At 54.4% G+C, this 20,893-nt stretch carries 17 protein-coding genes; 6 read left to right on the top strand and 11 right to left on the bottom strand.

What is annotated here, in order from left to right; translation table 11 throughout:
- Nucleotides 1-6: 6 nt before the first annotated feature.
- Nucleotides 7-771, bottom strand: coding sequence for a hypothetical protein (locus R0V12_RS01570; protein ID WP_320072697.1), 765 nt, complete (start codon nucleotides 769-771; stop codon nucleotides 7-9).
- A gap of 127 nt (nucleotides 772-898) precedes the next feature.
- On the opposite strand from R0V12_RS01570, the gene hflX reads away from it, so the two are divergent.
- Nucleotides 899-2,416 (top strand): GTPase HflX, encoded by a 1,518-nt coding sequence (gene hflX / locus R0V12_RS01565; RefSeq protein WP_070362333.1) that lies wholly within the window; start codon nucleotides 899-901, stop codon nucleotides 2,414-2,416.
- Nucleotides 2,417-2,435: 19 nt separating this feature from the next.
- On the opposite strand, the gene nagB is transcribed toward hflX, so the two are convergent.
- Nucleotides 2,436-3,197, bottom strand: a complete 762-nt coding sequence (gene nagB, locus R0V12_RS01560; protein ID WP_320072696.1) for a glucosamine-6-phosphate deaminase — start codon at nucleotides 3,195-3,197, stop codon at nucleotides 2,436-2,438.
- Nucleotides 3,198-3,259: 62 nt separating this feature from the next.
- On the opposite strand from nagB, the gene R0V12_RS01555 reads away from it, so the two are divergent.
- Complete coding sequence (locus R0V12_RS01555) at nucleotides 3,260-4,552, top strand: uracil-xanthine permease family protein (protein WP_070362335.1); 1,293 nt, start codon at nucleotides 3,260-3,262, stop codon at nucleotides 4,550-4,552.
- A 58-nt stretch (nucleotides 4,553-4,610) separates the two neighbouring features.
- Here the strand turns inward: R0V12_RS01555 and R0V12_RS01550 are convergent, their stop codons facing one another.
- The 5 genes from R0V12_RS01550 to lexA form a co-directional block, all read right to left on the bottom strand.
- Complete coding sequence (locus R0V12_RS01550; RefSeq protein WP_070363496.1) at nucleotides 4,611-4,880, bottom strand: HPr family phosphocarrier protein; 270 nt, start codon at nucleotides 4,878-4,880, stop codon at nucleotides 4,611-4,613.
- A 67-nt stretch (nucleotides 4,881-4,947) separates the two neighbouring features.
- A complete protein-coding gene (locus tag R0V12_RS01545) occupies nucleotides 4,948-7,002 on the bottom strand; it encodes a PTS fructose transporter subunit IIABC (protein WP_288857485.1) in 2,055 nt (684 codons plus the stop codon).
- 22 nt (nucleotides 7,003-7,024) lie between these two features.
- A complete protein-coding gene (locus R0V12_RS01540; RefSeq protein WP_288857484.1) occupies nucleotides 7,025-7,993 on the bottom strand; it encodes a 1-phosphofructokinase family hexose kinase in 969 nt (322 codons plus the stop codon).
- A 159-nt stretch (nucleotides 7,994-8,152) separates the two neighbouring features.
- Complete coding sequence (locus R0V12_RS01535; RefSeq protein WP_256041708.1) at nucleotides 8,153-8,938, bottom strand: DeoR/GlpR family DNA-binding transcription regulator; 786 nt, start codon at nucleotides 8,936-8,938, stop codon at nucleotides 8,153-8,155.
- Between the two features lie 136 nt (nucleotides 8,939-9,074).
- Nucleotides 9,075-9,758, bottom strand: a complete 684-nt coding sequence (gene lexA, locus R0V12_RS01530; RefSeq protein WP_070478937.1) for a transcriptional repressor LexA — start codon at nucleotides 9,756-9,758, stop codon at nucleotides 9,075-9,077.
- 203 nt (nucleotides 9,759-9,961) lie between these two features.
- On the opposite strand from lexA, the gene R0V12_RS01525 reads away from it, so the two are divergent.
- Together R0V12_RS01525 and nrdR are read left to right on the top strand one after the other, a co-directional pair.
- On the top strand, nucleotides 9,962-10,354 hold the full coding sequence (locus R0V12_RS01525) for a hypothetical protein (RefSeq protein WP_141742247.1): 393 nt from the start codon (nucleotides 9,962-9,964) through the stop codon (nucleotides 10,352-10,354).
- A 51-nt stretch (nucleotides 10,355-10,405) separates the two neighbouring features.
- Nucleotides 10,406-10,867 carry a transcriptional regulator NrdR gene (nrdR, locus tag R0V12_RS01520; RefSeq protein WP_070362341.1) on the top strand — a complete coding sequence of 154 codons (462 nt, stop codon included), beginning with the start codon at nucleotides 10,406-10,408 and terminating at the stop codon, nucleotides 10,865-10,867.
- Nucleotides 10,868-10,880: 13 nt separating this feature from the next.
- Here nrdR and hrpA read toward each other — a convergent pair whose 3' ends face one another.
- On the bottom strand, nucleotides 10,881-14,792 hold the full coding sequence (gene hrpA / locus R0V12_RS01515; protein WP_256005079.1) for an ATP-dependent RNA helicase HrpA: 3,912 nt from the start codon (nucleotides 14,790-14,792) through the stop codon (nucleotides 10,881-10,883).
- A 15-nt stretch (nucleotides 14,793-14,807) separates the two neighbouring features.
- On the bottom strand, nucleotides 14,808-15,764 hold the full coding sequence (locus tag R0V12_RS01510) for a hydrogen peroxide-inducible genes activator (protein ID WP_070479000.1): 957 nt from the start codon (nucleotides 15,762-15,764) through the stop codon (nucleotides 14,808-14,810).
- A 136-nt stretch (nucleotides 15,765-15,900) separates the two neighbouring features.
- On the opposite strand from R0V12_RS01510, the gene R0V12_RS01505 reads away from it, so the two are divergent.
- Both R0V12_RS01505 and ahpD read left to right on the top strand, forming a co-directional pair.
- The gene (locus R0V12_RS01505; RefSeq protein WP_070362343.1) at nucleotides 15,901-16,497 is read left to right on the top strand and encodes a peroxiredoxin; all 597 of its coding nucleotides are present in this window, start codon (nucleotides 15,901-15,903) and stop codon (nucleotides 16,495-16,497) included.
- A gap of 84 nt (nucleotides 16,498-16,581) precedes the next feature.
- Entirely contained in the window at nucleotides 16,582-17,106 is a 525-nt protein-coding gene (gene ahpD, locus R0V12_RS01500; RefSeq protein WP_070976764.1) for an alkylhydroperoxidase, AhpD family, read from the top strand.
- Between the two features lie 35 nt (nucleotides 17,107-17,141).
- On the opposite strand, the gene R0V12_RS01495 is transcribed toward ahpD, so the two are convergent.
- Together R0V12_RS01495 and R0V12_RS01490 are read right to left on the bottom strand one after the other, a co-directional pair.
- Entirely contained in the window at nucleotides 17,142-19,685 is a 2,544-nt protein-coding gene (locus R0V12_RS01495) for a DEAD/DEAH box helicase (protein ID WP_070362345.1), read from the bottom strand.
- Nucleotides 19,686-19,721: 36 nt separating this feature from the next.
- The gene (locus tag R0V12_RS01490; protein WP_083290923.1) at nucleotides 19,722-20,762 is read right to left on the bottom strand and encodes a PAC2 family protein; all 1,041 of its coding nucleotides are present in this window, start codon (nucleotides 20,760-20,762) and stop codon (nucleotides 19,722-19,724) included.
- Between the last annotated feature and the right edge of the window lie 131 nt (nucleotides 20,763-20,893).

Genomic DNA, 20,893 nt, shown 5'->3' with positions numbered 1-20,893 from the left:
TAGTTCCTAGCAGCCGCCACCGCAACCGCAGGAGCCACCACAACCACCACATCCGCCACCTGTAGGCACCGGGATGGTACCGACCATGACGGCGTTGCCTGCGATGACTTGGTCGCGTTGGGGGAGATTGCCATCAGGTAAGCAAACGTCGAATGGAAACGCCCCGTCGACTGAAACATGAATGAAGCGGTCACCCGTCAACTCCGACGTGCGGTATTCAGCTTCCAGCACGCGTGCGGAAAAAGTGGCTTTTGCATCGGGGGAGGAGGCTGCCCCAGTTGCAATCGCTTCGGCTCCTGCAGAAATGACTGTGCCAACCGTGCTACCAGGGTGCTCCTCAAGATAAGCAGAGGTGGATTCGTACGTGCTCACATCGAGTGCAAGGGCGGTCACGCTGAGCTCTTGCCACTGGATTGTGGGCTCATCGACGATCAATGGCTCCTGCGCCAGGTTTAGCGTCAGAGATCCGATTGGATTCCCATGTGGATCCACAACCTCAGCAAGCGCAACCACATCGGTTGCCGGGGTGATGTGCGCGTTTGTGCGTGTGATGCCCTCAAAGCCGGCAAAGGTGGCGAAAGGCTCAACTGCCAAGATATTCAGCTGCGCACCAGAGTGGTCCTGGTATTGGACCATTTGGCCGCCACGTACCTCACCGATAACACCGAGGCGACCGGATGCGATTGCAGCTTCTACCGCGTCTTGCCACTTAGGAAAGCTCAGGCCGATCGCTGCCAGATCCTTGTTTTCAGTCAGAGGTTGTTGGTTCATAAATGTGAAGCCTAGTCGAATGCGCTCTGAGGTGAAGAAATGTGGTGGAAGAAAAATGGGTGGGCTACCGTTGAGCAAGGAAGAAAGCGAAAAAAGTTACGTATACCCACTATTTTTGAAAGCTTGCATGAATTCGAAATCAACCACTCCTGATTCGCATGAGGCGTTGCTGGATGAAGCGTTTCGCCATAACGCACAGACGCGCACCGAAACCTCGGGAACAGACCTATCGACGCCAACACAGGGCGCACTCGACCTAGAGGAACGAAACTCGTTTCGTCGCGTAAACACCACGACAGAGCTGCGCAACGAAGACCGGGAAGACATCTACGAAGTCGAGTACCGTAAACTGCGGCTCGAGCGCGTCATCCTTGTTGGAGCATGGACTGAAGGTTCCACTGCCGAAATGGAAGCAAACATGCGGGAATTGGCAGCACTGACCGAAACCGCAGGCGCTGAAGTTATTGACATGCTCTATCAAAAACGAGATAAGCCGGATCCAGGGACATACATTGGTTCCGGAAAGGTGAAAGAGCTGCGCGAGATTGTCGACGCCAGTGGAGTGGACACCGTCGTATTCGACGGTGAGCTATCCCCTGGTCAAATGGTGGCGCTAGAGGAAGCCCTCAACTCTAAAGTGATCGACCGAACGATGCTCATTCTGGATATCTTTGCTCAACACGCAAAGAGCAAGGAGGGCAAAGCACAAGTTAGCCTCGCGCAGATGGAGTATCTCTACACCCGTACCCGTGGTTGGGGCGGCAACCTTTCGCGCCAGGCCGGTGGTCGTGCGGGTTCGAATGGCGGCGTTGGTTTGCGCGGTCCTGGTGAAACCAGAATTGAGGCAGACCGGCGAAGGTTGCGCTCAGAGATGGCAAAGCTGCGTCATCAATTAGCAGACATGGAGACTGTTCGTCAGATTAAGCGCGCGAAGAGGCAGAGCTCGACGACACCCAAGATTGCGATTGCCGGATACACGAACGCAGGGAAGTCCTCACTCATTAACGCAATGACGGACGCCGGCGTGCTTGTGGAAGACGCATTGTTTGCAACGCTTGACCCATCCACGAGACGCGCAACGCTGGCTGATGGGCGAAACGTCGTTTTGACGGACACAGTTGGTTTCGTTCGGCACCTGCCGACCCAGTTGGTCGAGGCGTTTAAGTCGACGCTGGAGGAAGTGAGCAATGCAGACCTTTTGCTACACGTCGTTGATGGAGCAGACGAGTTCCCACTCAAGCAGATTGCTGCCGTGAGCGAGGTGCTGGCAGAGATCACGCGAGATAAAGATTCCGAATTGCCTCCGGAGATTGTGGTCGTCAACAAGATTGACTCCGCTGACCCTGTGGTTTTGGCAGAGTTACGCCACGTGTTTGACGCGACCGGTCGGGAAGCGGTGTTTGTCTCAGCGCTCACGGGTGAGGGTATTGCTGAACTCGAGGGAAAAATCGAGATGTTCCTGAACACGCTCGATGAGCATGTAGTCATGCTGATCCCCTACACCCGAGGAGATGTTGTCTCACTCGTCCATGAACACGGGACGATTCGCTCCGAAGAATATGAAACCGACGGCACCAGGATCGATGTCCGCTTGCCACGAGTTCTGGCGCGCCAGTATGACGAGTTTGTCCAGCAGGTCTACTAGAGACTGCTGGAGTGGTGAATTAACGCCAGTAGGCGTCGATCTCCTTGTAGAACTCCACATCGCCGAGGCCGGATGCTGCGGCTTCGTCGAGTAATATGCACACATCGTTGTGCATTTGCAGCGATGAGGCAGGGCAGAAAGAGCTCAAGGGCCCTTCGATCATTGCTTGGACAGCCTCGGCCTTCGCTGCACCGGTAGCGATGAGGAGGATCTTCTTCGCTTCCAAGATGGTGCCGATGCCCTGTGTCATTGCCTGGCGAGGCACTTCATCTGCTGACTCGAAGAAGCGTGCGTTGTCAGCAATGGTCCGCGGGCGTAGATCAATCAGTCGGGTCCGGGAACTCAGCGAGCTGGTCGGCTCGTTGAAAGCGATATGGCCGTTCGCGCCGATGCCGAGCAGCTGAATGTCGACACCACCGGCGTCTTTCATCATGGACTCATACGTCGCAGCCTCTTGCTCCGGATCGGCCGCTGAGCTGCTAAGCGAGTGCACGGCCGCGTCATCGATATCGATTGATGCCGTCAGCTCGCGTCGGATTGTGGACCAGTATGACTGCTCGTGGTGTTGATCGATTCCGTAGTATTCGTCGAGCAAGAATGCGTCACAGTCGGCGAAGCTGAGGCCTTCCTCGCGGTGCTTTCGGATTAGTGCCTGATACGTTGGACTCGGTGTCGAGCCAGTAGCAAGACCAAGCGTTGCACCTTGCTTGACGAATGGTTCAATCATGTTTGCAGCGAAATCGCCAATTTCGTCTGCCGTGCGGCGAATGAAAATCTCCATGCGTATTACGCTACTTTGCCCAATTCGCTTTCGGCAATTATCTAGCGACATAATATGAGCCTGTGAGTAAAACTATTGGATGGACCTTGCATGGCGACGGGCGCCGCGTTCTGCCCGGCGCGGTGGTCGCCCCTGATGAACGCCTTTCTTGGCCTCGAACAATTGGCATCGGCATGCAGCATGTCGTAGCAATGTTCGGAGCCACACTTCTCGTTCCAACGTTGACGGGATTCCCTGTAAACACAACGCTGCTGTTTTCAGGACTGGGAACCATCATCTTTTTGCTGATTACCCGTAATAAACTGCCTAGCTACCTTGGCTCGTCATTCGCTTTCATCGCGCCGCTGTCTGCGTCGTCCCAGTACGGAATCGGCTCTCAGTTGGGCGGGGTACTCATCACGGGTCTGACGTTGATTGCAGTTGGCTTTGTTGTTCAACTTGCAGGCAAGAAAGTTATCGACGCCGTCATGCCTCCCACGGTCACTGGTGCCATCGTCGCGTTGATCGGTTTCAATCTTGCGCCGACTGCCGTTTCTAATGTGGAAACTCAGCCCGGGGTCGCGTTTGTCACGCTCGGCACGATTGCTCTGCTGACTGTCGCTGCGAGGGGAATGCTGTCTCGTCTGAGCATTCTGATCGGCGTCATCGTCGGCTGGGTGTTTGCGGCGCTCACTGGCGGGTTATCGGATGATGCACTGGACACAATTGGCGCTAGTCCTTGGATCGGCTTGCCGCAGTTCCATACGCCAGAGTTCCACCTCTCAGCGATTTTGGTGACGCTTCCTGTCATCGTCGTGCTGATCGCGGAGAATATTGGTCATGTCAAGGCAGTTTCTGAGATGACGCAACGCGACCTGGACCCATACCAAGGCAGGGCGTTGATCGGTGACGGTATCGCGACGACATTGGCTGGTGGCTTTGGCGGCTCTGGTACAACGACTTATGCGGAGAACATTGGCGTGATGGCTGCTACCAAGGTTTACTCGACGGCTGCGTATTGGGTCGCATCGTGTTTCGCGATCGTTTTGGCGTTCATCCCGAAGTTCGGCGCAGTCATCTTCACAATCCCAGCCGGTGTGCTGGGCGGAGCGTGCCTGGTTCTTTACGGCCTGATTGGAATGCTTGGTGTACGTATTTGGCAGGATAACAAGGTAGATTTCACGAACCCGGTGAACCTAACAGTTGCGGCTGTGGCACTCATTGTTGGTATCGGCAACCTGTCGTTCACTGTCGGTCAGGTGACGCTTGAGGGCATTGCCCTGGGGTCGGTCGGCATCATCGTGTTCTATCCTCTGTTGAAGTGGATTTACAACACAGTGGGTGAGGGGCAGTTCAACGCTGCATCTCGAAAATAGCTCGAACAAGCAAAAGCCCGAGCGCTCAGATGTAGCGCCCGGGCTTTTGTTGTGGGATTTACTCTTCGTCGAGGTTCTTCTCGATCAATGCGGCAATCTTTTCAACTGCCTCACTGTTGTCAGAGGTAACGGTGACCTCATCACCGAACTCGGCGCCCATTGCCATGATCATCAACGAGGAAGCAGCATCCGTCTCTTCCTCGTCCTCGTCACCGACAAGGGTCAGGATGACCTCGTCATCGTATTCACCGGCGGCGTCAGAAATAATGGTTGCTGGACGTGCGTGCAGTCCAACGGTGGATCCGACTTTAACTGTCTTTGAAGCCATGTGCTTCATCCTTTCTGCTTTGAAAGTATCTATCGAGTTTCTGTATTCAGTTTAGGGGCCTGTGTCCTTAGTTCGCCACCGCTGCAGGTTCTGCTTGGGCAGCGGCCTTCTGAATCTCCTCGTTTGGCCAGAACTGCTTAGCGACGATGACCGCTACAGTTGCGACCGCCACGCCTGCAATGAGCGCGACGAACAGTCCCCACCAAGGCTCGTAGGCAAAGAGCACGAAGAGACCACCGTGTGGAGCCTGCACACCAACATTGAGTGCCATGCTGACCGCGCCAGCAGTGGCGCCACCGAGCATCATCGAAGGGATAACGCGGAACGGGTCAGCTGCAGCAAACGGGATTGCGCCCTCGCTGACAAACGACAGTCCGAGGAGCCATGCGGATTTGCCGTTCTCTTGCTCCGCCGGGGTAAACAATCCTTTGCGGAGGAACGTCGCGATTGACAGTGCGATCGGGGGAACCATGCCAGCAATCATTACAGCCGCCATAATTTGGAAGCTTGCCTCCGTTCCCGCAGACAGACCAGCGGTTCCGAAGAGGTACGCCGCCTTGTTGACTGGGCCACCTAGGTCAAAGCACATCATGAGCCCGATGATGACGCCGAGCAGGACCGCAGAGGATCCGCTCATCGACTCAAGCCAGCCCTGCAGTCCCAGCATGAGAGACTCAAGCGGACGCCCCAACAGTAAGAACATGATGAGGCCGATAGCAAGGGAAGTCAGCAGCGGGATGATGACCACTGGCATCAGGGACCCGAGCCAGCGCGGAACCTTCCATGTCTGGATCCAGTATGCGATCAAACCAGCCAGCAGACCTGTGACAAGGCCGCCGATAAAACCTGCGCCAACCATGACGGAGATAGCACCGCCGATAAATCCTGGCGCGATACCTGGACGTCCTGCAAGGCCATACCCGATGTAGCCGGAGAGCGCCGCAACAACGAAGCCCATGCCCATCTGGCCTGTCGCGAACATGACAGCACCGAGATACAGAAGCCAGCCGGAACGGCGGAACGTCATCATTTCACCGTCGACATCGATTGTATGTCCAGGCAGGTGGGTCGGGGAGAAGTTCGTGACGAGGGACTGCCAGCCATTCGCCATGTCGTATCCGCCGAAGAGGAAACCAAGCGCGAGGAGCAGGCCGCCTGCTGCAACGAAAGGCACCATGTACGACACACCGGTCATTACAGCTTGCTGGATCTTCTTTGGCCAGCTTTCACCAGAGGAAGCGGAGTCTTCTCGCTGCTCCGATCCCGCCGTGGTGACTCTTGGTGCATTCGGATCGTTTGCAGCGGCAATGGCCTCGTCGATCATCTTGTTTGGCTCGTTGATGCCACGCTTTACTGGACTATCAACGACCGGCTTGCCTGCAAAACGTGCTTTGTTACGCACAGCAACATCATGGGCGAAGATTACGGCGTCAGCACTGTCGATGTAGGCCTGATCCAGAGGATCGCCGCCGGAAGAACCTTGCGGCTCCACCTGAAACTCGACATCATCGCGAGCCTGCGCAGCTTGTGTCAGAGCGTCGGCTGCCATGTATGTGTGGGCAATGCCGGTCGCGCACGATGTAACAGCTGCAATCCTAAACTTTTTCACGCCATCGGTCTTGCCCGTCGCAGCGGGAGTAGGTGCTGCGGCAGTTTTCTTCTTAGGAGCAGCGTTGACGACGTCCAGCACCGCGTTGACGACCGTTTGCTCATCCTTTGCCTCGCGGAGCTGAGTTACGAAGTCGCCGCGTACCAAGGCACGTGCGAGCTTGGAAAGGATCTTCAAATGCGCCTTACCGCCGCCTTCAGGAGCAGCGATCAAAAATACAAGCTCTGCGTCTCCATCTGGCCCCGAGAAGTCAACGGGCCGCTGTAACCTGGCAAAAACCAACGTTGGGGTTTCGACTGCTTCGGTGCGGCAGTGGGGGATTGCAACACGGCCATTCACACCGGTGCCAGCTTTCTGCTCACGGGCGTAAGCTGCGTCGGCTAGCTTCAAGCTGTCGCTTGCTCGGCCTGCGTCCTGGGCTTGCTGCGCGAGGTGTTCGATGACCTCTCTTGGCGTCGACCCGTAGTCCACATCGAGACTAACGAGTTGTGGAGTGATGATGTTGTCACTCATGGTGGACTCCTGTTCTCTTAAATTATGAATCGATTTCTACAACTTGGGTTTGTTCCAAGTTGATGTCGTCAGGGCTTGGAATCCCGGTACCTGGTAGGCCTGCTGCAGCAGAGCCATAGGCGACCGCGGTTTGAAGGCACTGGTCCAACGGCAGGCCTTGAGTGCGAGCCATAACATATCCAGCAAGTGAGCTGTCGCCTGCTCCAACGGTAGATTTCACAACAGTCGGTGGTGGCGTTGCTGCCCAGGCAGAGTCTGCAGTGACCAGGCAAGCACCTGCGCCACCAAGGGTGACGAGAACTTCCTTAGCCCCTCGCTGAATCAAGCGTTTCGCTGCCTCAACAACCTCGGAGTAGTCTCCTGCTGAAGCGCTAGTCTCTAGTACATGCCCATCGGCTCCCACCAATTGCGCTAATTCAAAAGCGTTGGGTTTCAGGATATCGGGGGCTGCAGATTCAAGCTGATCTCCCAGCTTTACCAGGGGTTCGTCTGATGTGTCGACGGCCACCAGTACGTCTTCGGCGAGCTTCAATCGGATTTCTCGGGTCAACGTTGCGTAGAGATCCGCCGGGGCTCCACTTGGCAGTGATCCTGCCATGACGACGGCCTTACATTCGCTGATATGCGAATCAAGCGCGTCGAGGAACTCCTGCTGGACATCAATGGTGTATTGAGGGCCAAGCTCATTGATTTTGGTAGTCGTACCGTCGGACTCAGTAATCGCAGTATTGGTACGGATAGTGCCCTCAACCGGGATGAAAACAAAAGGAAAACCGAGTCGGTTAGCAGCGAACTTGAAAGGGTCGCTTTCCCCGCAAGGAACTACAGCGAGTGCCGCTCTTCCAGCCTTCGCTACGGCGTGGGCCACGTTGACGCCTTTTCCGCCAGCTTCTCGCGTAGCGGTAATGGCACGGGCGACTTCGCCGCGACGCAACGTTGCTACAGAAAGCGTTGCATCTGTACTTGGATTCGGAGTGAACGTCAGAATCATGTGGCGCATCCTTAGAGTAATTGGTGCTCTGTGGGGTAGCGCCTACCGAAAGTCTGTTGTGCAGCTGCAGTATCGAAAAGCGCTACTAAAGCCATAATGCCCGATTGTGTCCGTTAATGCAATAGATCGGACGCAATCGGGCATTTGGTTCCTTTTGTTTCACTCTTCGGCAAGGACGACCTTGATTCCACGCTCCCGCAATTCGCTGACAAAGCTCTCTGGTGCGTCTGTGTCGGTAACAACGATGTCAATTGCGTCTAGCGGCGCAAAGCTAACTAGATAATCATTGCCGAGCTTCGTGGAGTCGCAGAGTACAACTACCTTGCGTGCATTGGTGACCATTGAAGATTTGACGGCTGCCTCTTGGGCGTCGGCGGTAGAGAGGCCGTGGTCAATAGTCAAGGCATTCGTGCCAATAAAAGCAACATCAGCACGCATAAGAGCGAGAGTGCGTAATGCCGTATCACCTACAACAGCTTGGGTGATTGCACGGACTGTCCCCCCGAGGAGCTGAACGTCTGTAAGCCCGCAGGATGATAGGTCTAGCGCGATCGGGAGGGAGTTCGTGACTATTGACCAGTGCTGTGTTTTTCCTGCTGCGGCAATAAGATCGGCCAGTCCATTGATGGTGGTGCCGGCGTCGAGAAAGATGCCAGCGCCAGGATCCTCTGGGAGAAACTGTGTCGCAGCGCGCGCGATCGCCGATTTGGCGGTCGGTGCCGACCGGAACCGGGCATCAAGAGAAAACTCTGTGGTGAGAAATGATTGGCTAGCGACGGCTCCGCCGTGAACGCGGTGGACAATTCCTTCATTATGGAGAATTGCCAAGTCCCGCCTGATGGTCTCGGCTGTTACATCAAACCGTTCGGCCAGCTCCGTAACATTCACGCGTCCTTCGACTGCGGTAAGTGACGCGATCTGCCTTCTTCTCTCTTCGGCGTACATACAACTCCTCCGTGGGGCAACCACGAATCAGCAGGGTTCAAAAATTAGGTTGCCCCTATTGTTGCAAAACCGTGCGCCCGAATGCTTTTACATGTGTTTGATAGCCCCCGGTTGGGGGCGAAATGGCGAAAAATGGCTACAGGGTCCGGAAAACAGAGACCACTTTGCCCATAATCTCGGCGTCGTTGCCTTGTATCGGAGAAAAGGCATCGTTATGAGGAATGAGCCATACTCCGGAAGAGTCCTTATGAAACTCCTTGACAGTTGCCTCCCCGTCAATTAGCGCTGCTACGAACTCGCCCTCTTCGGCAACATGTTGTGAGCGAATGACTACCCAGTCACCATTGAGAATGCCTGCATCGCGCATTGATTCTCCAACCACCTGAAGCATGAAGAGGTCGCCGCTATCGAGTAGTTCTTCCGGCAGGGGGTAGTAGTGTTCAATGTTTTCCTCTGCCAGGATCGGAGTTCCAGCGGCGATTTGGCCGAGGACAGGGATCATCCGTGCTGGAGAAGTTCCATCAATGTCCGCATCGTTTTTCGGTGTAACCGAACCTCCCATAGATTCTGGCAGGTGGCGGAGGTCTACGGCTCGTGGCTTGTTTGGGTCACGGCGAAGGAACCCTTTCTTTTCGAGCTCCTTCAGCTGGTAGGCGACAGAAGAAGTCGATTGGAGTCCTGCGGCGTCGCCAATCTCTCGAATGCTTGGTGGATAGCCACGTAATACGACGGCGTCGCGAATGACTTGAAGGATTCGCTTTTGTCTGTCTGAAAGTACGCTCATATCGAACTTTTCACTGGTTGTGTTCTTGCGTGCCATGGGTCCTCACATTGAGTCTTGATAGTGTCTTCTGTACAGAATATATCAAAGAGGGCAAATATGTTCGATAGTTGGGGGGTTGTGGGGATGTGATGTGGGATGGTATAAATCGAACATAGAAGTTAAATCGAACAAATACGCTAAAAGTGTTTCGCGTGAGATGAGAAACCATCGAATTCGCGAAATGAGGTAAGGGGCATTTTATGAGTATCATTGACCAGGCGAAAATGATTTCTACTCGTGCTGATATGGCGGGAGCTCCACTTGCACCACGGTCTTCAATGCCAGCTGAAGTGTGGGATTTTGTACCCATGCGGGGTGATCGAGGGGGTAAGCCGTCACGCCACGAGCAGGTTATCAACCAGAACTTTCGTTGCCACTGGGCGGCTGCAGATGCTCCCGAGCCAACCGTTTATTCTTCCGCCGAGCCTCAAGAGCAGCGAGCAAACGTTCTAATGGGAGCCCTTCTTGGGGTAACTATGTTCGTCGCTGTACTTATCTCGGGCGATTTCGGTAATAGCGAGTGGGACTCGGTGTCGCGGGACGATTCGAACGTTGCTCATAGCTATGAAGTCGCTTCTGCAGCGCAACGTTAACCCGCTAATGTAGGGGGGGTGATAACTGTTCTCCGAGATAGTGGGGTGTAGATGTACTGTCCGTTTTGTCATCACGAACAATCGCGAGTTACAGATTCTCGTGTTGTAGACGGGGGCTCTGCTATCCGGCGGCGGCGAGAGTGCACCTCGTGCGGAGGCCGATTCACAACGATCGAGAAGGCCGTGCTGACCGTTGTGAAGCGCAATGGAGTAACTGAACCGTTCGACAAGGAAAAGTTGATCGTTGGTGTTCGGCGTGCTTGTCAAGGCAGGAACGTTAGCGACGACGCATTGAAGCGGCTAGCGCAGCAAGTAGAGGAGACGGTTCGGGCCCAAGGAAGTTCTCAAGTTGCGGCAAATGACATTGGACTGGCGGTATTGGAACCGCTTCGCACACTGGACGAGGTTGCGTACCTGCGATTTGCCTCGGTGTACAAGTCTTTTGAAAGCGCCGAAGATTTCCAGTCGGAAATCCGCTTGATGAAACGACGCGAGCGAGAGGGACTGGAATAAAGTCCGAGGCTCACTAGCGAAGTTTATCGACCATTTTTTCAATACGACGCACGCTCACAGGCTTTTGGGTGCCAAGGTGTTGTGCAAACAAACTCACTCGCAGCTCCTGAATTCGCCACATCACGTCCTTGTATGCGCGTGTCTTCCTGCGTTGGGCAGGGAGCTGTTCCAATCGTCGCTCTAGGTAAGCCTTAGCATTTGCTACTTCAGCCTGCCGCTCTTCGTCACGTTCCGGTTCCGCTTCTAGATGCTCAAGCCGTATCTGGATTGCCTCTATGTAACGGGGGAGGTGCTGTAGGTGTTGCATGCCATGAACCGTGATAGCGTTCGCGGGCAGCATGAATGCTAGTTGCTCCCGAATATCGTCAATCGCAGGACCAGACCAATTCTTGAGCTCTTGCATCAAATCTGAGTATGCAGCGAGACCTGGCGCGATCGATACAATTGATCGTCGGACAGCTCCCGGAATAGTCGGTTTAATTTTCGCACATAGTGCGTCGAAATCAGCAGGTGACCTCACAGGGCCGCCGGCTTGAATCATCGCGTCGCGGATTGCTGCAACGCGAGCGTCTTCGACAAGGCCGGAAGCCCCGCCATGTGGATACCTATCAACAGCGACACGTTGCTGTAGTGGCAGTCCCTTCGTCATCTGAGTATCGGAAACCTCGATTGCCCGCAGCAGCAACGTGAGCGTTGCCGTCATCATTGATGCATCAGCACTCGCCCGGGTTGGATGCACAGCAACGCGAACGCCTTTGGGAGTCACCTCGAGCGCAGGATAGGCCTCGACTTTGTTGCCATCAATGGTTGTGGTCGTACTTTCGGGAATATCGCCGAGTGTGTCTTCGGTCCATACAGGAACTTCGGCAGTTTCAGAGTGGCGGCTTGCTTTCGCGACTGAAGAACGAATCTGTGTGGCCCGACGCTTCTTCAAAGCAAGGAGACTCTTGTCTGAGTCGACAATCTTCCCACGTTTATCAATGACTGCAAACGTTATGAGCAAGTGCGGTGGCAGCAGGTGCGTGCGGAAATCATGCCCGCTAATGCCGCTGGCACCCAATTCAGTGAGGGCCTGAGCCAGTGCTTCGGTAACCGACGTGCGTGGATCGAACGTCATACGCTCAAGTGCACGGTCAGCGAAGTCTGGAGCGGGGACGACGCCCTTGCGTAGTGGTTTCGGCAGTGAACGAATGAGTTCAGTCAGCAACTCTTTACGTAGCCCAGGTACAAGCCAGTCAAATCCGACTGATTCAACGCTGGCCAGTAGAGGCAGGGGAATTGCGATGGTAACGCCGTCGTAGGCGGTTCCAGGCTCGAATTTGTACGACACATCGAACCGCATCGACCCTTGTGACCATGACATTGGAAAGTCTTCTGCAGAGATAGTCTGGGCAGAATCGTCAACGAGTTTACTTGGATCAAAGTGAAGATATCCGGGATCGAGCTGCTGTTGCTTCTTCCACCAACTGTCAAAATTGTTCGCTGTTGTGACTGAATCCGGCAGTTTCACGTCGTAGAAATCGAATAGAGTGTCTTCGTCAACGACGATGCCCCTACGCCGTAGCTTTTCTTCAACTTCTGCGGCTTCGCTTAGCAACAAGCTGTTGTGTTCGAGAAACTTATGAGTCCTCGTCCAATCGCCGTCAATGAGTGCGTGACGAATAAACATCTCGCGCGCAGCCGTAGGATCAACGCGGTGGTAGGGGATAAGTCGGTCTCGCACGATAGGGATGCCGTACAATAACGATTTTTGATGGACCATTGCGCATGCGCGTTTCCGTGACCAGAACGGTTCTGAATAGACATGTTTCAGGAGTGATCCTGCCGCGTGCTCGATCCATGAGGATTCTACTTTTGCCACGTCTCTGGCCCAAAGCCGCGAGGTTTCTACAAGCTCGCTTGCCATCAAAAACTCTGGTGGGGTCTTGGCCAGCGATGACCCTGGGAAAATCAGGAAACGGGTACCACGAGCACCTTGGTATTCCTTGCTGTTTCCGTCGCGAGCACCGATATTCGAAAGTAAGCCAGTGAGCAATGCTCGATGAATCGAGTCAGCGTCACGTTTCGTTGTCATTGTCATTGCTTTGTCGACGTCCCAGCCCAGTCGACGTTCGACGTCGCGGAGCTGACGAACGAGGTCGTGCCATTCACGAATTCGCATATAGTGCAAATACTCACGCTTCATGCGCTTTCTGAACTGATTGCCTGAAAGCTCTTCACGGAGACCTCCGACGTAATCCCAGAGCTTGAGCGCTGAAAGAAAGTCGGATGTCTTGTCTTTGAAGCGTGCATGGGCTTGGTCTGCTTGTGCCTGAAATTCCAGGGGGCGTTCGCGCACGTCTTGAATCGACATATGGGCGACAACTGCGGTGACATCCTCCAACACCCGGTAGCGTTCGGCCTCGACGAGCATGCGAGCCATCTTGGGGTCGACTGGGATTTTCGCAAGCGTATGGCCAATTTTCGTGAGTTTTGGAAGTTCACCCTTTGGTATTGCTTTGATTGCACCGAGCTCGTACAAGAGCGTAAGGCCATCGCGAATAGCTTTGTCGTCTGGGGATTCCACGAATGGAAAGTGCCGCATGTCGCCGAGATTGAGAGAAATCATTTGCAGGATCACACTTGCCAAGTTGGTCCGCAATATTTCAGGGTCAGTAAATTCCGGGCGTGAATTAAAGTTCTCTTCCGAGTACAAGCGGATAGCGATACCGTCAGCAACACGTCCACAACGGCCCGAGCGCTGGTTTGCTGAGGCTTGGGATATTTCCTCAATCGGAAGACGCTGTACTTTAGTCCGCGTTGAATACCGTGAAATGCGAGCGAGGCCAGTGTCCACAACGTAGTGAATTCCCGGCACTGTGAGCGAAGTTTCGGCGATGTTCGTAGAGAGGACGATCCTACGCCCGCTATGTGGGGAGAAGACGCGGTGCTGTTCTGCGTTCGAAAGGCGTCCGAAAAGTGGCGCGACTTCAACATTCTTCCAATGCTGCTTTTCAATTGCTTCCATGCAGTCACGGATGTCACGTTCTGAGGCGAAAAAGCAGAGGATGTCACCGTCGCCTTCTGCCATCAACTCCTTGATGGCGTTGATAACACCGTCAATCATGTCAATATCAATTTCACGATCGCCGGCATTTTCGACGAGCGGACGGTAGCGCACCTCAACCGGGTAGGTACGACCTGAAACCTCAATAATCGGGGCGGGGTTGCCTTCTTCGTCACAGAAGTGCTGCGCGAAGCGTTCGACGTCAATGGTGGCGGACGTGATGATGACCTTCAGGTCGGGGCGTTTGGGGAGAAGCTCCTTGACGTATCCAAGCAAAAAGTCGATGTTCAGGGAACGCTCGTGCGCCTCATCGATAATGATGGTGTCGTACGCGTTGAGGAACCGATCACGCTGAATCTCCGTAAGGAGAATTCCGTCTGTCATGAGCTTCACTGAGGTAGTGGTGCTGACCTTGTCGTCGAAGCGAATGGCGTAGCCGACCGATTCTCCAATGCTCTGACCTAATTCGTCTGCTATGCGTTCAGCGACAGTTCTAGCAGCGAGACGGCGCGGCTGAGTATGCGCTATACGTCCTCGTCGACCGCGGCCGAGCTCGAGCAGCATCTTAGGAATCTGGGTGGTCTTGCCGGATCCAGTTTCACCAGCAATAACAGTCACTTGGTGGTTCGCGACAGCTTCTAAGATGTCATTCTTGCGTTGAGAAACCGGGAGTGCATCTGGGTACTCGATGTTCGGAATGAGTTCATCCCGCGCCCGAACTACGTGCAAGCTTCGGGCAATTGCCTCTTCAACTTTGTTAAGTTCCTTGCCGTTCTTGGCCTGTCGAATGCGACGGCGAAGACGTCGGACGTCGCGTAGTTCCACGTTGTCTAGTTGGCGGAAGAGTTCTTTCTTAGGTGTTTGTTCCTGGTCCTTCATAACTAGCGTCCCAGTTTAGCGGGACAGAATCGCATCACTGGTTTTCGCTACCTCTTTGTACGCCTTTCTACACAACGCTCCAAGTTCCTCAAACTCATGGATGCGGGAAGAAGAAGAGCGGTAGGCCAGTCCAATTGTACGCTTCGCGTCGACACTCTTCTGGAAGGTAGAAAGCCCCAAACCAGGACGTGTGCACTCAGCTGCAATAGCTGACTTGGGAACGAGGGTTGATCCAAGGCCAGCAACAACCAGCTGCATGATGGTAGTCAGTGACGCAGCCCGTGTATCTGATTGGCTTGAATTTGAGGGCGTGGTTTGAACGTTCTTGCAAAGATCAACTATTTGGTCGCGCAGGCAGTGGCCGTCGTCGAGAAGAAGCAAATCGAGTTCTTCCAGGACATCGAGGGTAAGGTTTTGGAGCCCAGACAACTTGTGTTTCTCATTCGTTACGACGATGAAGTCTTCGTCATAGAGTTCCAGTTCACTGACTCCAGGCGCGTGCGTAGGAAGGGCTAGCAGCGCCACATCGACGTTGCCGTCGCGCAATTTAGCGAGTAGGTGTTTGGTGGGCTCTTCGATGATTCGAGGAGTTAAATCGGGGAACTCGCTCTGAATCAGTTGTAAAAGGGTGGGCAGGATATACGGTGCGATGGTGGGGATGATGCCGATATTGAGAGGCCCGGAAAGGACCCCATGTGCACCGCGGGCATGTGCAACAAAAGCATCGGCTGCTTCAAGCGTTGCTTTCGCATAGGGGAGGAGCGCCTCCCCAGTTGGAGTGACGATGACCTTTCGGGTGGATCGCTCGATAAGTTGAATCCCTAAACCGGTCTCTAGCGCGACCAATGCCTGGGATAATGACGGTTGAGAAATGTTGAGCTTGCTCGCAGCAGTGCCGAAGTGCCTATTCTCGGCGATGGTCACAAACGTACGAAGTTGGGCCAAGGTTGGTTTATATTCTTTATTGTTCATTCTTATAACCATACGGCATTGCAATAGGTTTTGCTGTTGAAATTGCGCGGCGTTTCTGGCACAATGTTTGTCAGAGTGCGAGCGATTGCATTCCAAGACCGTATATATACGACATCTCACATTCGGAGGTTAAGCTATGGCAATTCTGACTGTAGGCGAGCGTTTCCCTGAGTTCGATCTGGTAGCGCTGAAGGGTGGCGACCTTCATGAGGTCGACGCAACAAGCCCAGAGGACTACTTCGAGAATGTATCCCTGGAAAAGTACGAGGGTAAGTGGAAGGTCGTTTTCTTCTACCCGAAGGACTTTACGTTCGTCTGCCCAACCGAGATCGCAGCGTTCGGCAAGCTGAACGAAGAGTTCGAAGATCGCGATACGCAGGTCCTTGGTGGCTCCACTGACAATGAGTACTCCCACTTCAACTGGCGTGCAACGCACCCAGATCTGAAGACCGTTCCGTTCCCAATGTTTGCTGATGTCCGCCACGACTTGATCCGTGCACTGGGCGTTGAAAATGAGGCAGGCGTCGCTGATCGTGCAACGTTCATCATCGACCCAGACGGCGTCATCCAGTTCGTGTCTGTCACCCCGGATGCTGTTGGCCGTAACGTCGAAGAGGTCCTTCGCGTTTTGGATGCTCTCCAGTCCGAAGAGGTCTGCGCCTGTGACTGGCAGAAGAACGACCCAACGAAGAATATCGACAAGTTGGCTGTCGTTCAGGAATCCCTGAAGTAAATGAACTCCGAGTCCCCGTCACTAGTTCAATACTCAGTGACGGGGATTTATTAATAAACAATAGAGAGGAAAGAGAAAAGAGATATGTCGATCGATAACCTGCGCAGCGCTTTGCCTGAATATGCAAAAGACCAGAAGCTGAACCTTGGCTCCTTGACACGCTCTACAGAGCTGAACGAGCAGCAGCTGTGGGGCACTCTCGTTGCCTCCGCTGCAGCGACAAAGAACCCCACCGTGATCTCTGAGATTACGGACGAGGCCAAGGAGCACCTGTCCGAAGAGGCTCTCGATGCCGCTTTCGGCGCAGCAACTGTTATGGCAATGAACAACGTTGCCTACCGCGCAAAGGGCTGGCTCGGCGATGACTTTGCACAGGTAAAGTTTGGCCTTCGCATGAACATCATCTCGAAGCCTGGCGTCGAGAAGGCAGACTTTGAGCTGTGGTCGCTCGCAGTATCTGCTGTCAATGGCTGCGAGCATTGCGCTGTAGCACACTCCAACGTCGTGCGCGAAGAGGGCCTGACCAAGGAGCAGGTCTGGGAGGCAGTAAAGATTGCTGCTGTTATCCAGGCCATTGCGCAGACCGTAGTGGCAGAAGACGCACGCTAACTGTTACGTCTTCTGCACGATAGTCGGCTGAGGGACTACATCTGGACAACGTCCAAGTCCCTCAGCCGAACTTCTCCCGCCTCATCAGAGGCATCGAGATCGACGACGCCGTGGAATTGGAAGCTGCGGTCCCCGTCTGGATCTTTCACGATCTGTACGACTTCCCAGAGCCGCGAGCTTTCATCCTTAACTCGGAAATACTCTGGCCCGCGAGCATCTGCGTCTATCATGACATCGTCGTACTCGTCGAAGTAGTCGTCGAGAAGCGAGGGCCAGTCGGGCCGAACATCGGGGTCGAGATATTCAAGCATCGACTCCAGGGCTTCTTCCTTTTCGAACGCAAACAGTTCGACAAGCCTAAAGAAGTAGTTGCGAACCATGATTTTGAACGCCCTGCGGTTCGCTGTGAGCGCCGTAGGATCCTCAACACCGAATGCAAGCTCGCGGTCGAGAACGTCCTGGGAGATTGGGGCGTCGTCATCAGCTAGCGTCGCCCATTCGTCAATGAGCGACGAGTCCACCTGACGGATCAGTTCGCCTAGCCATACGATGATATCTTCGAGCTCTTCAGTCATGTATGCCTCGGGCACAGAGTGGGAGAGGGTGCGCCACGCATCGGTAAGGTAGCGGAGCACCACACCCTCAGAGCGGGATAGCCCGTAGGTTGCGATGAGATCCGAAAACGTCATCGCATGCTCGATCATGTCGCGTACCACCGACTTTGGCGAAAGCTGCCACTCTTTCGCCCACGGGTTACTGGAGCAGTAGGTTTCAAATGCATCTTCCAGTTCCTCCGCGAGCGGCTGAGGGTACGTCACATCTTCGATGAGTGCCATGCGCTCCGTGTAGTCGACGCCCTCTGCCTTGAGAGCTGCGATCTCCTCGCCGCGAGCTGCTGACTGCTGAGCTTGCAGCACCTGACGGGGGTCATCCAAGATTGCCTCAAACGCTGAGATTACATCCAACGAATACGTTGAAGACTCGGGGTCAAGCACCGTGAGAAATGCCAGCGCGAACGGGGAAAGCGGTTGGTTGAGCGCAAAGTCCCTGTCCAGCTCTCGCGTGAGAGTATAGGGGCGATACGCTGGAGAATCAGGAGTGCGTTCTACAATGTCAGCCTGGATGAGCCCGCGAAACAGATCGACTGCCGTAAGAATGTCACGGTTCTGCTTAGCGCGTGTGTCATGGTTGCTCCGAATCAAGTGCTTCATGTGCTCGTAGCCGTCACCCGGGCGAGCAATAACATTGAGCAACATGGAATTCGATACTTGGAACTGGCTAGTGAGTTCCTCCGGTTCTGCCGTTGTGAGGCGCTGGAAAGTTTTTTCGGACCAGGTAACTTCGCCATCACGAGCTGACTTCTTGTTGAGCTTCTTAAGCCGCTTCGGATCGTCGCCGACGCGACGCCGAAGCTTTGCATTCTCAATCTCGTGTTCTGGCGCTTCGACGACGACCGTGCCCTCGGTGTCGTACCCAGCTCGCCCCGCGCGGCCGGCGATTTGGTGAAACTCCCTCGATTTAAGGATGCGTTGTTTCGTCCCGTCATACTTTGCCAGGCCGGTAATCAGCACAGTACGAATTGGCACATTGATACCGACGCCGAGGGTGTCCGTTCCGCAGATCACCTTTAAAAGCCCTGTTTGAGATAGTTTTTCGACGAGCCGTCGATACTTCGGCAGCATTCCGGCATGGTGAATGCCAATGCCTTTTCGAAGTAACCTCGACAACGTTTTACCGAAGGTAGTCGTGAACCTAAAATTCCCGATCTCCTCGGCGATACGTTGCTTCTCCTCTGCGGTGATGATTTTCATACTGGTCAGTGCCTGCGCGCGCTCTGCTGCCTCGCGTTGTGAGAAGTGCACAACGTAGATCGGCGCTTTGTTATCCGCCAGTAGTTCTTCGATCGTCTCATGGACGGGGGAGAACACGTAACTGAAATCGAGTGGCACGGGACGCTCCGACCCACCAACATACGTGGTTGGGCGGCCAGTGCGCTCGGTGAGATCCTTTTCTATCCAGGCAGTTTCTCCAAGCGTGGCAGACATCAAAAGGAACTGGGCCTGGGGGAGTTCCAGTAGCGGCACCTGCCATGCCCATCCGCGGTCCGGCTCCGAATAGTAGTGAAACTCATCCATGATGACCTGCTGAATCTTCGCGTGCTCACCTTCTCGCAGCGCAATATTCGCGACGATTTCAGCGGTGGCTGCGATAATAGGGGCGCCGCTGTTCACTGTGGCATCACCGGTCATCATCCCTACGTTTTCTGCTCCGAAGATCTCACACAGTGCAAAGAACTTTTCGCTCACAAGCGCCTTAATTGGGGCAGTATAAAACGAGCGCTGCCCTCGAGCCATGGCAATGAAGTGCGCAGCGTTTGCCACCATCGACTTTCCCGAACCGGTTGGCGTCGCCAGGATCACATTATCCCCAGCAAGCAACGCAAGCGAAGCTTCTTCCTGAGCTTCATAAAGCGAGATTCCACGACTCTGTGTCCACGCAGTGAAAGAGTCCCAGACGGCCTCTTCAAAAAGGTCTGCTGGAACGTCGTCAAGGTCTGCCAAATACGTCGAAAGAGTCACGCCAACTACCGTAGCCGAGTTCGTCGCGAAAAGCCGCTACTCGTCTTCCTCATCGGTTGGCTGAGCTGGGTCAATATAGTAAAAATCCTGCAAAGCCTGACTGAGATCATCGCCAAAAGGCAGTCCCCGTTGTCCGTCGACAAGCGGACGACTCTGCTGGTCCTCGATCGCCGTGAGATAGTTCTCGAAGGCTTCGCTGATCTCATCGCCGGAAGGAACCTGTGCCTCACCGGGCATCTTTGCGTTGGGATTGTTCCTGCGGTACTCCTCAACTTCACGGTCGTAATGCTGTTCGAGAGCCGAGACGACTTGCGCGATCTCCTTTGACGCAGCCGTTTGCTCTGCTAATTGACGCTGAACACTTGTTATCTCTTGCTCGAGCGCGCGGAGTGGCAACTGAAGATTTGCTGTATCCTCGAGCGCCTGCATGAGCTGGAACGCCGCCATCGGGTAAGGAGAGTTTGCAATGTAATGAGGTACATGCGCAGTAAAACCAGCGACCTTTTCGCCTCGCTTATCTAGCTCTCGCTCGATCATGATGGAGGCAGCCCCGGGCACAGTAATAATTCCGTCGAAGAGATACTTGTCTTTCACCAAGCTCTCATCATTTCCGTGTGTGGAAACCACTACTGGGCGGGTATGGGGAGCGGCAACAGGGGCAGCGTAGAGGCACAGCGTTTGCTGAACTCCAAACTGCACTGCAAGGTCAGCCACAGACTTGCTAAATGCCTCCCAACGCAGATCAGGCTCTGGCCCGCTCAGCAGCAGAAACGGCATATCCTTTGTGTCGCGGACAACACGCAGCTCAATGCCGATCTCTTCGACGTCGGCCACCGTGTGATTCGCCAGGGTTACAGCAGGCCTGCGAGAGCGGTAGTCAATGAGTTCATCGTTATTGAAGGTGGCTAAAGTGCGGGTTTCCAACGCCGCGTTGAGATGATTCGATACCCCTTCAACCGCATGGCCCGCATCTGCGTAACCCTGTAACGCAACGACGAGCGTTGGCCCCTCAGGAGATTCGCCAAGACTCGAGGGAGACGGGTACTCAAGTTCATACATGCGATTATTCGTTGGCATGACCGCTCCTAGGATAATTTGAAAGGATCTAACTTTGTACTTACCCACAACGTCTGGGGTGAAGAAATATTCCTGCTGAAAATAAGGAATTCTAGCAAAGCGGGAACCGATGCTGTGTTGGCTACGTCTAA

The sequence above is a fragment of the Corynebacterium sp. UMB2355A genome (genome assembly GCF_033877495.1).
In the GTDB taxonomy this organism is placed as follows: Bacteria; Actinomycetota; Actinomycetes; order Mycobacteriales; family Mycobacteriaceae; genus Corynebacterium; species Corynebacterium pseudogenitalium.
The sequence above is the reverse complement of the archived record's forward strand: the minus strand, read 5'-3'. Positions and strand labels throughout refer to the sequence as shown.

Excerpts from the sequence above, each read along its gene's own strand:
- R0V12_RS01525 (WP_141742247.1), top strand. The coding sequence starts at position 9,962 with ATGAGTATCATTGACCAGGCGAAAATGATTTCTACTCGTGCTGATATG.
- R0V12_RS01505 (WP_070362343.1), top strand. The coding sequence starts at position 15,901 with ATGGCAATTCTGACTGTAGGCGAGCGTTTCCCTGAGTTCGATCTGGTA.
- nagB (WP_320072696.1), bottom strand. The coding sequence starts at position 3,197 with ATGGAGATTTTCATTCGCCGCACGGCAGACGAAATTGGCGATTTCGCT.
- R0V12_RS01570 (WP_320072697.1), bottom strand. The coding sequence starts at position 771 with ATGAACCAACAACCTCTGACTGAAAACAAGGATCTGGCAGCGATCGGC.
- nrdR (WP_070362341.1), top strand. The coding sequence starts at position 10,406 with ATGTACTGTCCGTTTTGTCATCACGAACAATCGCGAGTTACAGATTCT.
- ahpD (WP_070976764.1), top strand. The coding sequence starts at position 16,582 with ATGTCGATCGATAACCTGCGCAGCGCTTTGCCTGAATATGCAAAAGAC.
- hflX (WP_070362333.1), top strand. The coding sequence starts at position 899 with ATGAATTCGAAATCAACCACTCCTGATTCGCATGAGGCGTTGCTGGAT.
- R0V12_RS01510 (WP_070479000.1), bottom strand. The coding sequence starts at position 15,764 with ATGAACAATAAAGAATATAAACCAACCTTGGCCCAACTTCGTACGTTT.
- hrpA (WP_256005079.1), bottom strand. The coding sequence starts at position 14,792 with ATGAAGGACCAGGAACAAACACCTAAGAAAGAACTCTTCCGCCAACTA.
- R0V12_RS01490 (WP_083290923.1), bottom strand. The coding sequence starts at position 20,762 with ATGCCAACGAATAATCGCATGTATGAACTTGAGTACCCGTCTCCCTCG.
- lexA (WP_070478937.1), bottom strand. The coding sequence starts at position 9,758 with ATGGCACGCAAGAACACAACCAGTGAAAAGTTCGATATGAGCGTACTT.
- R0V12_RS01540 (WP_288857484.1), bottom strand. The coding sequence starts at position 7,993 with ATGATTCTGACGTTCACTCCGAATCCAAGTACAGATGCAACGCTTTCT.
- R0V12_RS01545 (WP_288857485.1), bottom strand. The coding sequence starts at position 7,002 with ATGAGTGACAACATCATCACTCCACAACTCGTTAGTCTCGATGTGGAC.
- R0V12_RS01550 (WP_070363496.1), bottom strand. The coding sequence starts at position 4,880 with ATGGCTTCAAAGACAGTTAAAGTCGGATCCACCGTTGGACTGCACGCA.
- R0V12_RS01535 (WP_256041708.1), bottom strand. The coding sequence starts at position 8,938 with ATGTACGCCGAAGAGAGAAGAAGGCAGATCGCGTCACTTACCGCAGTC.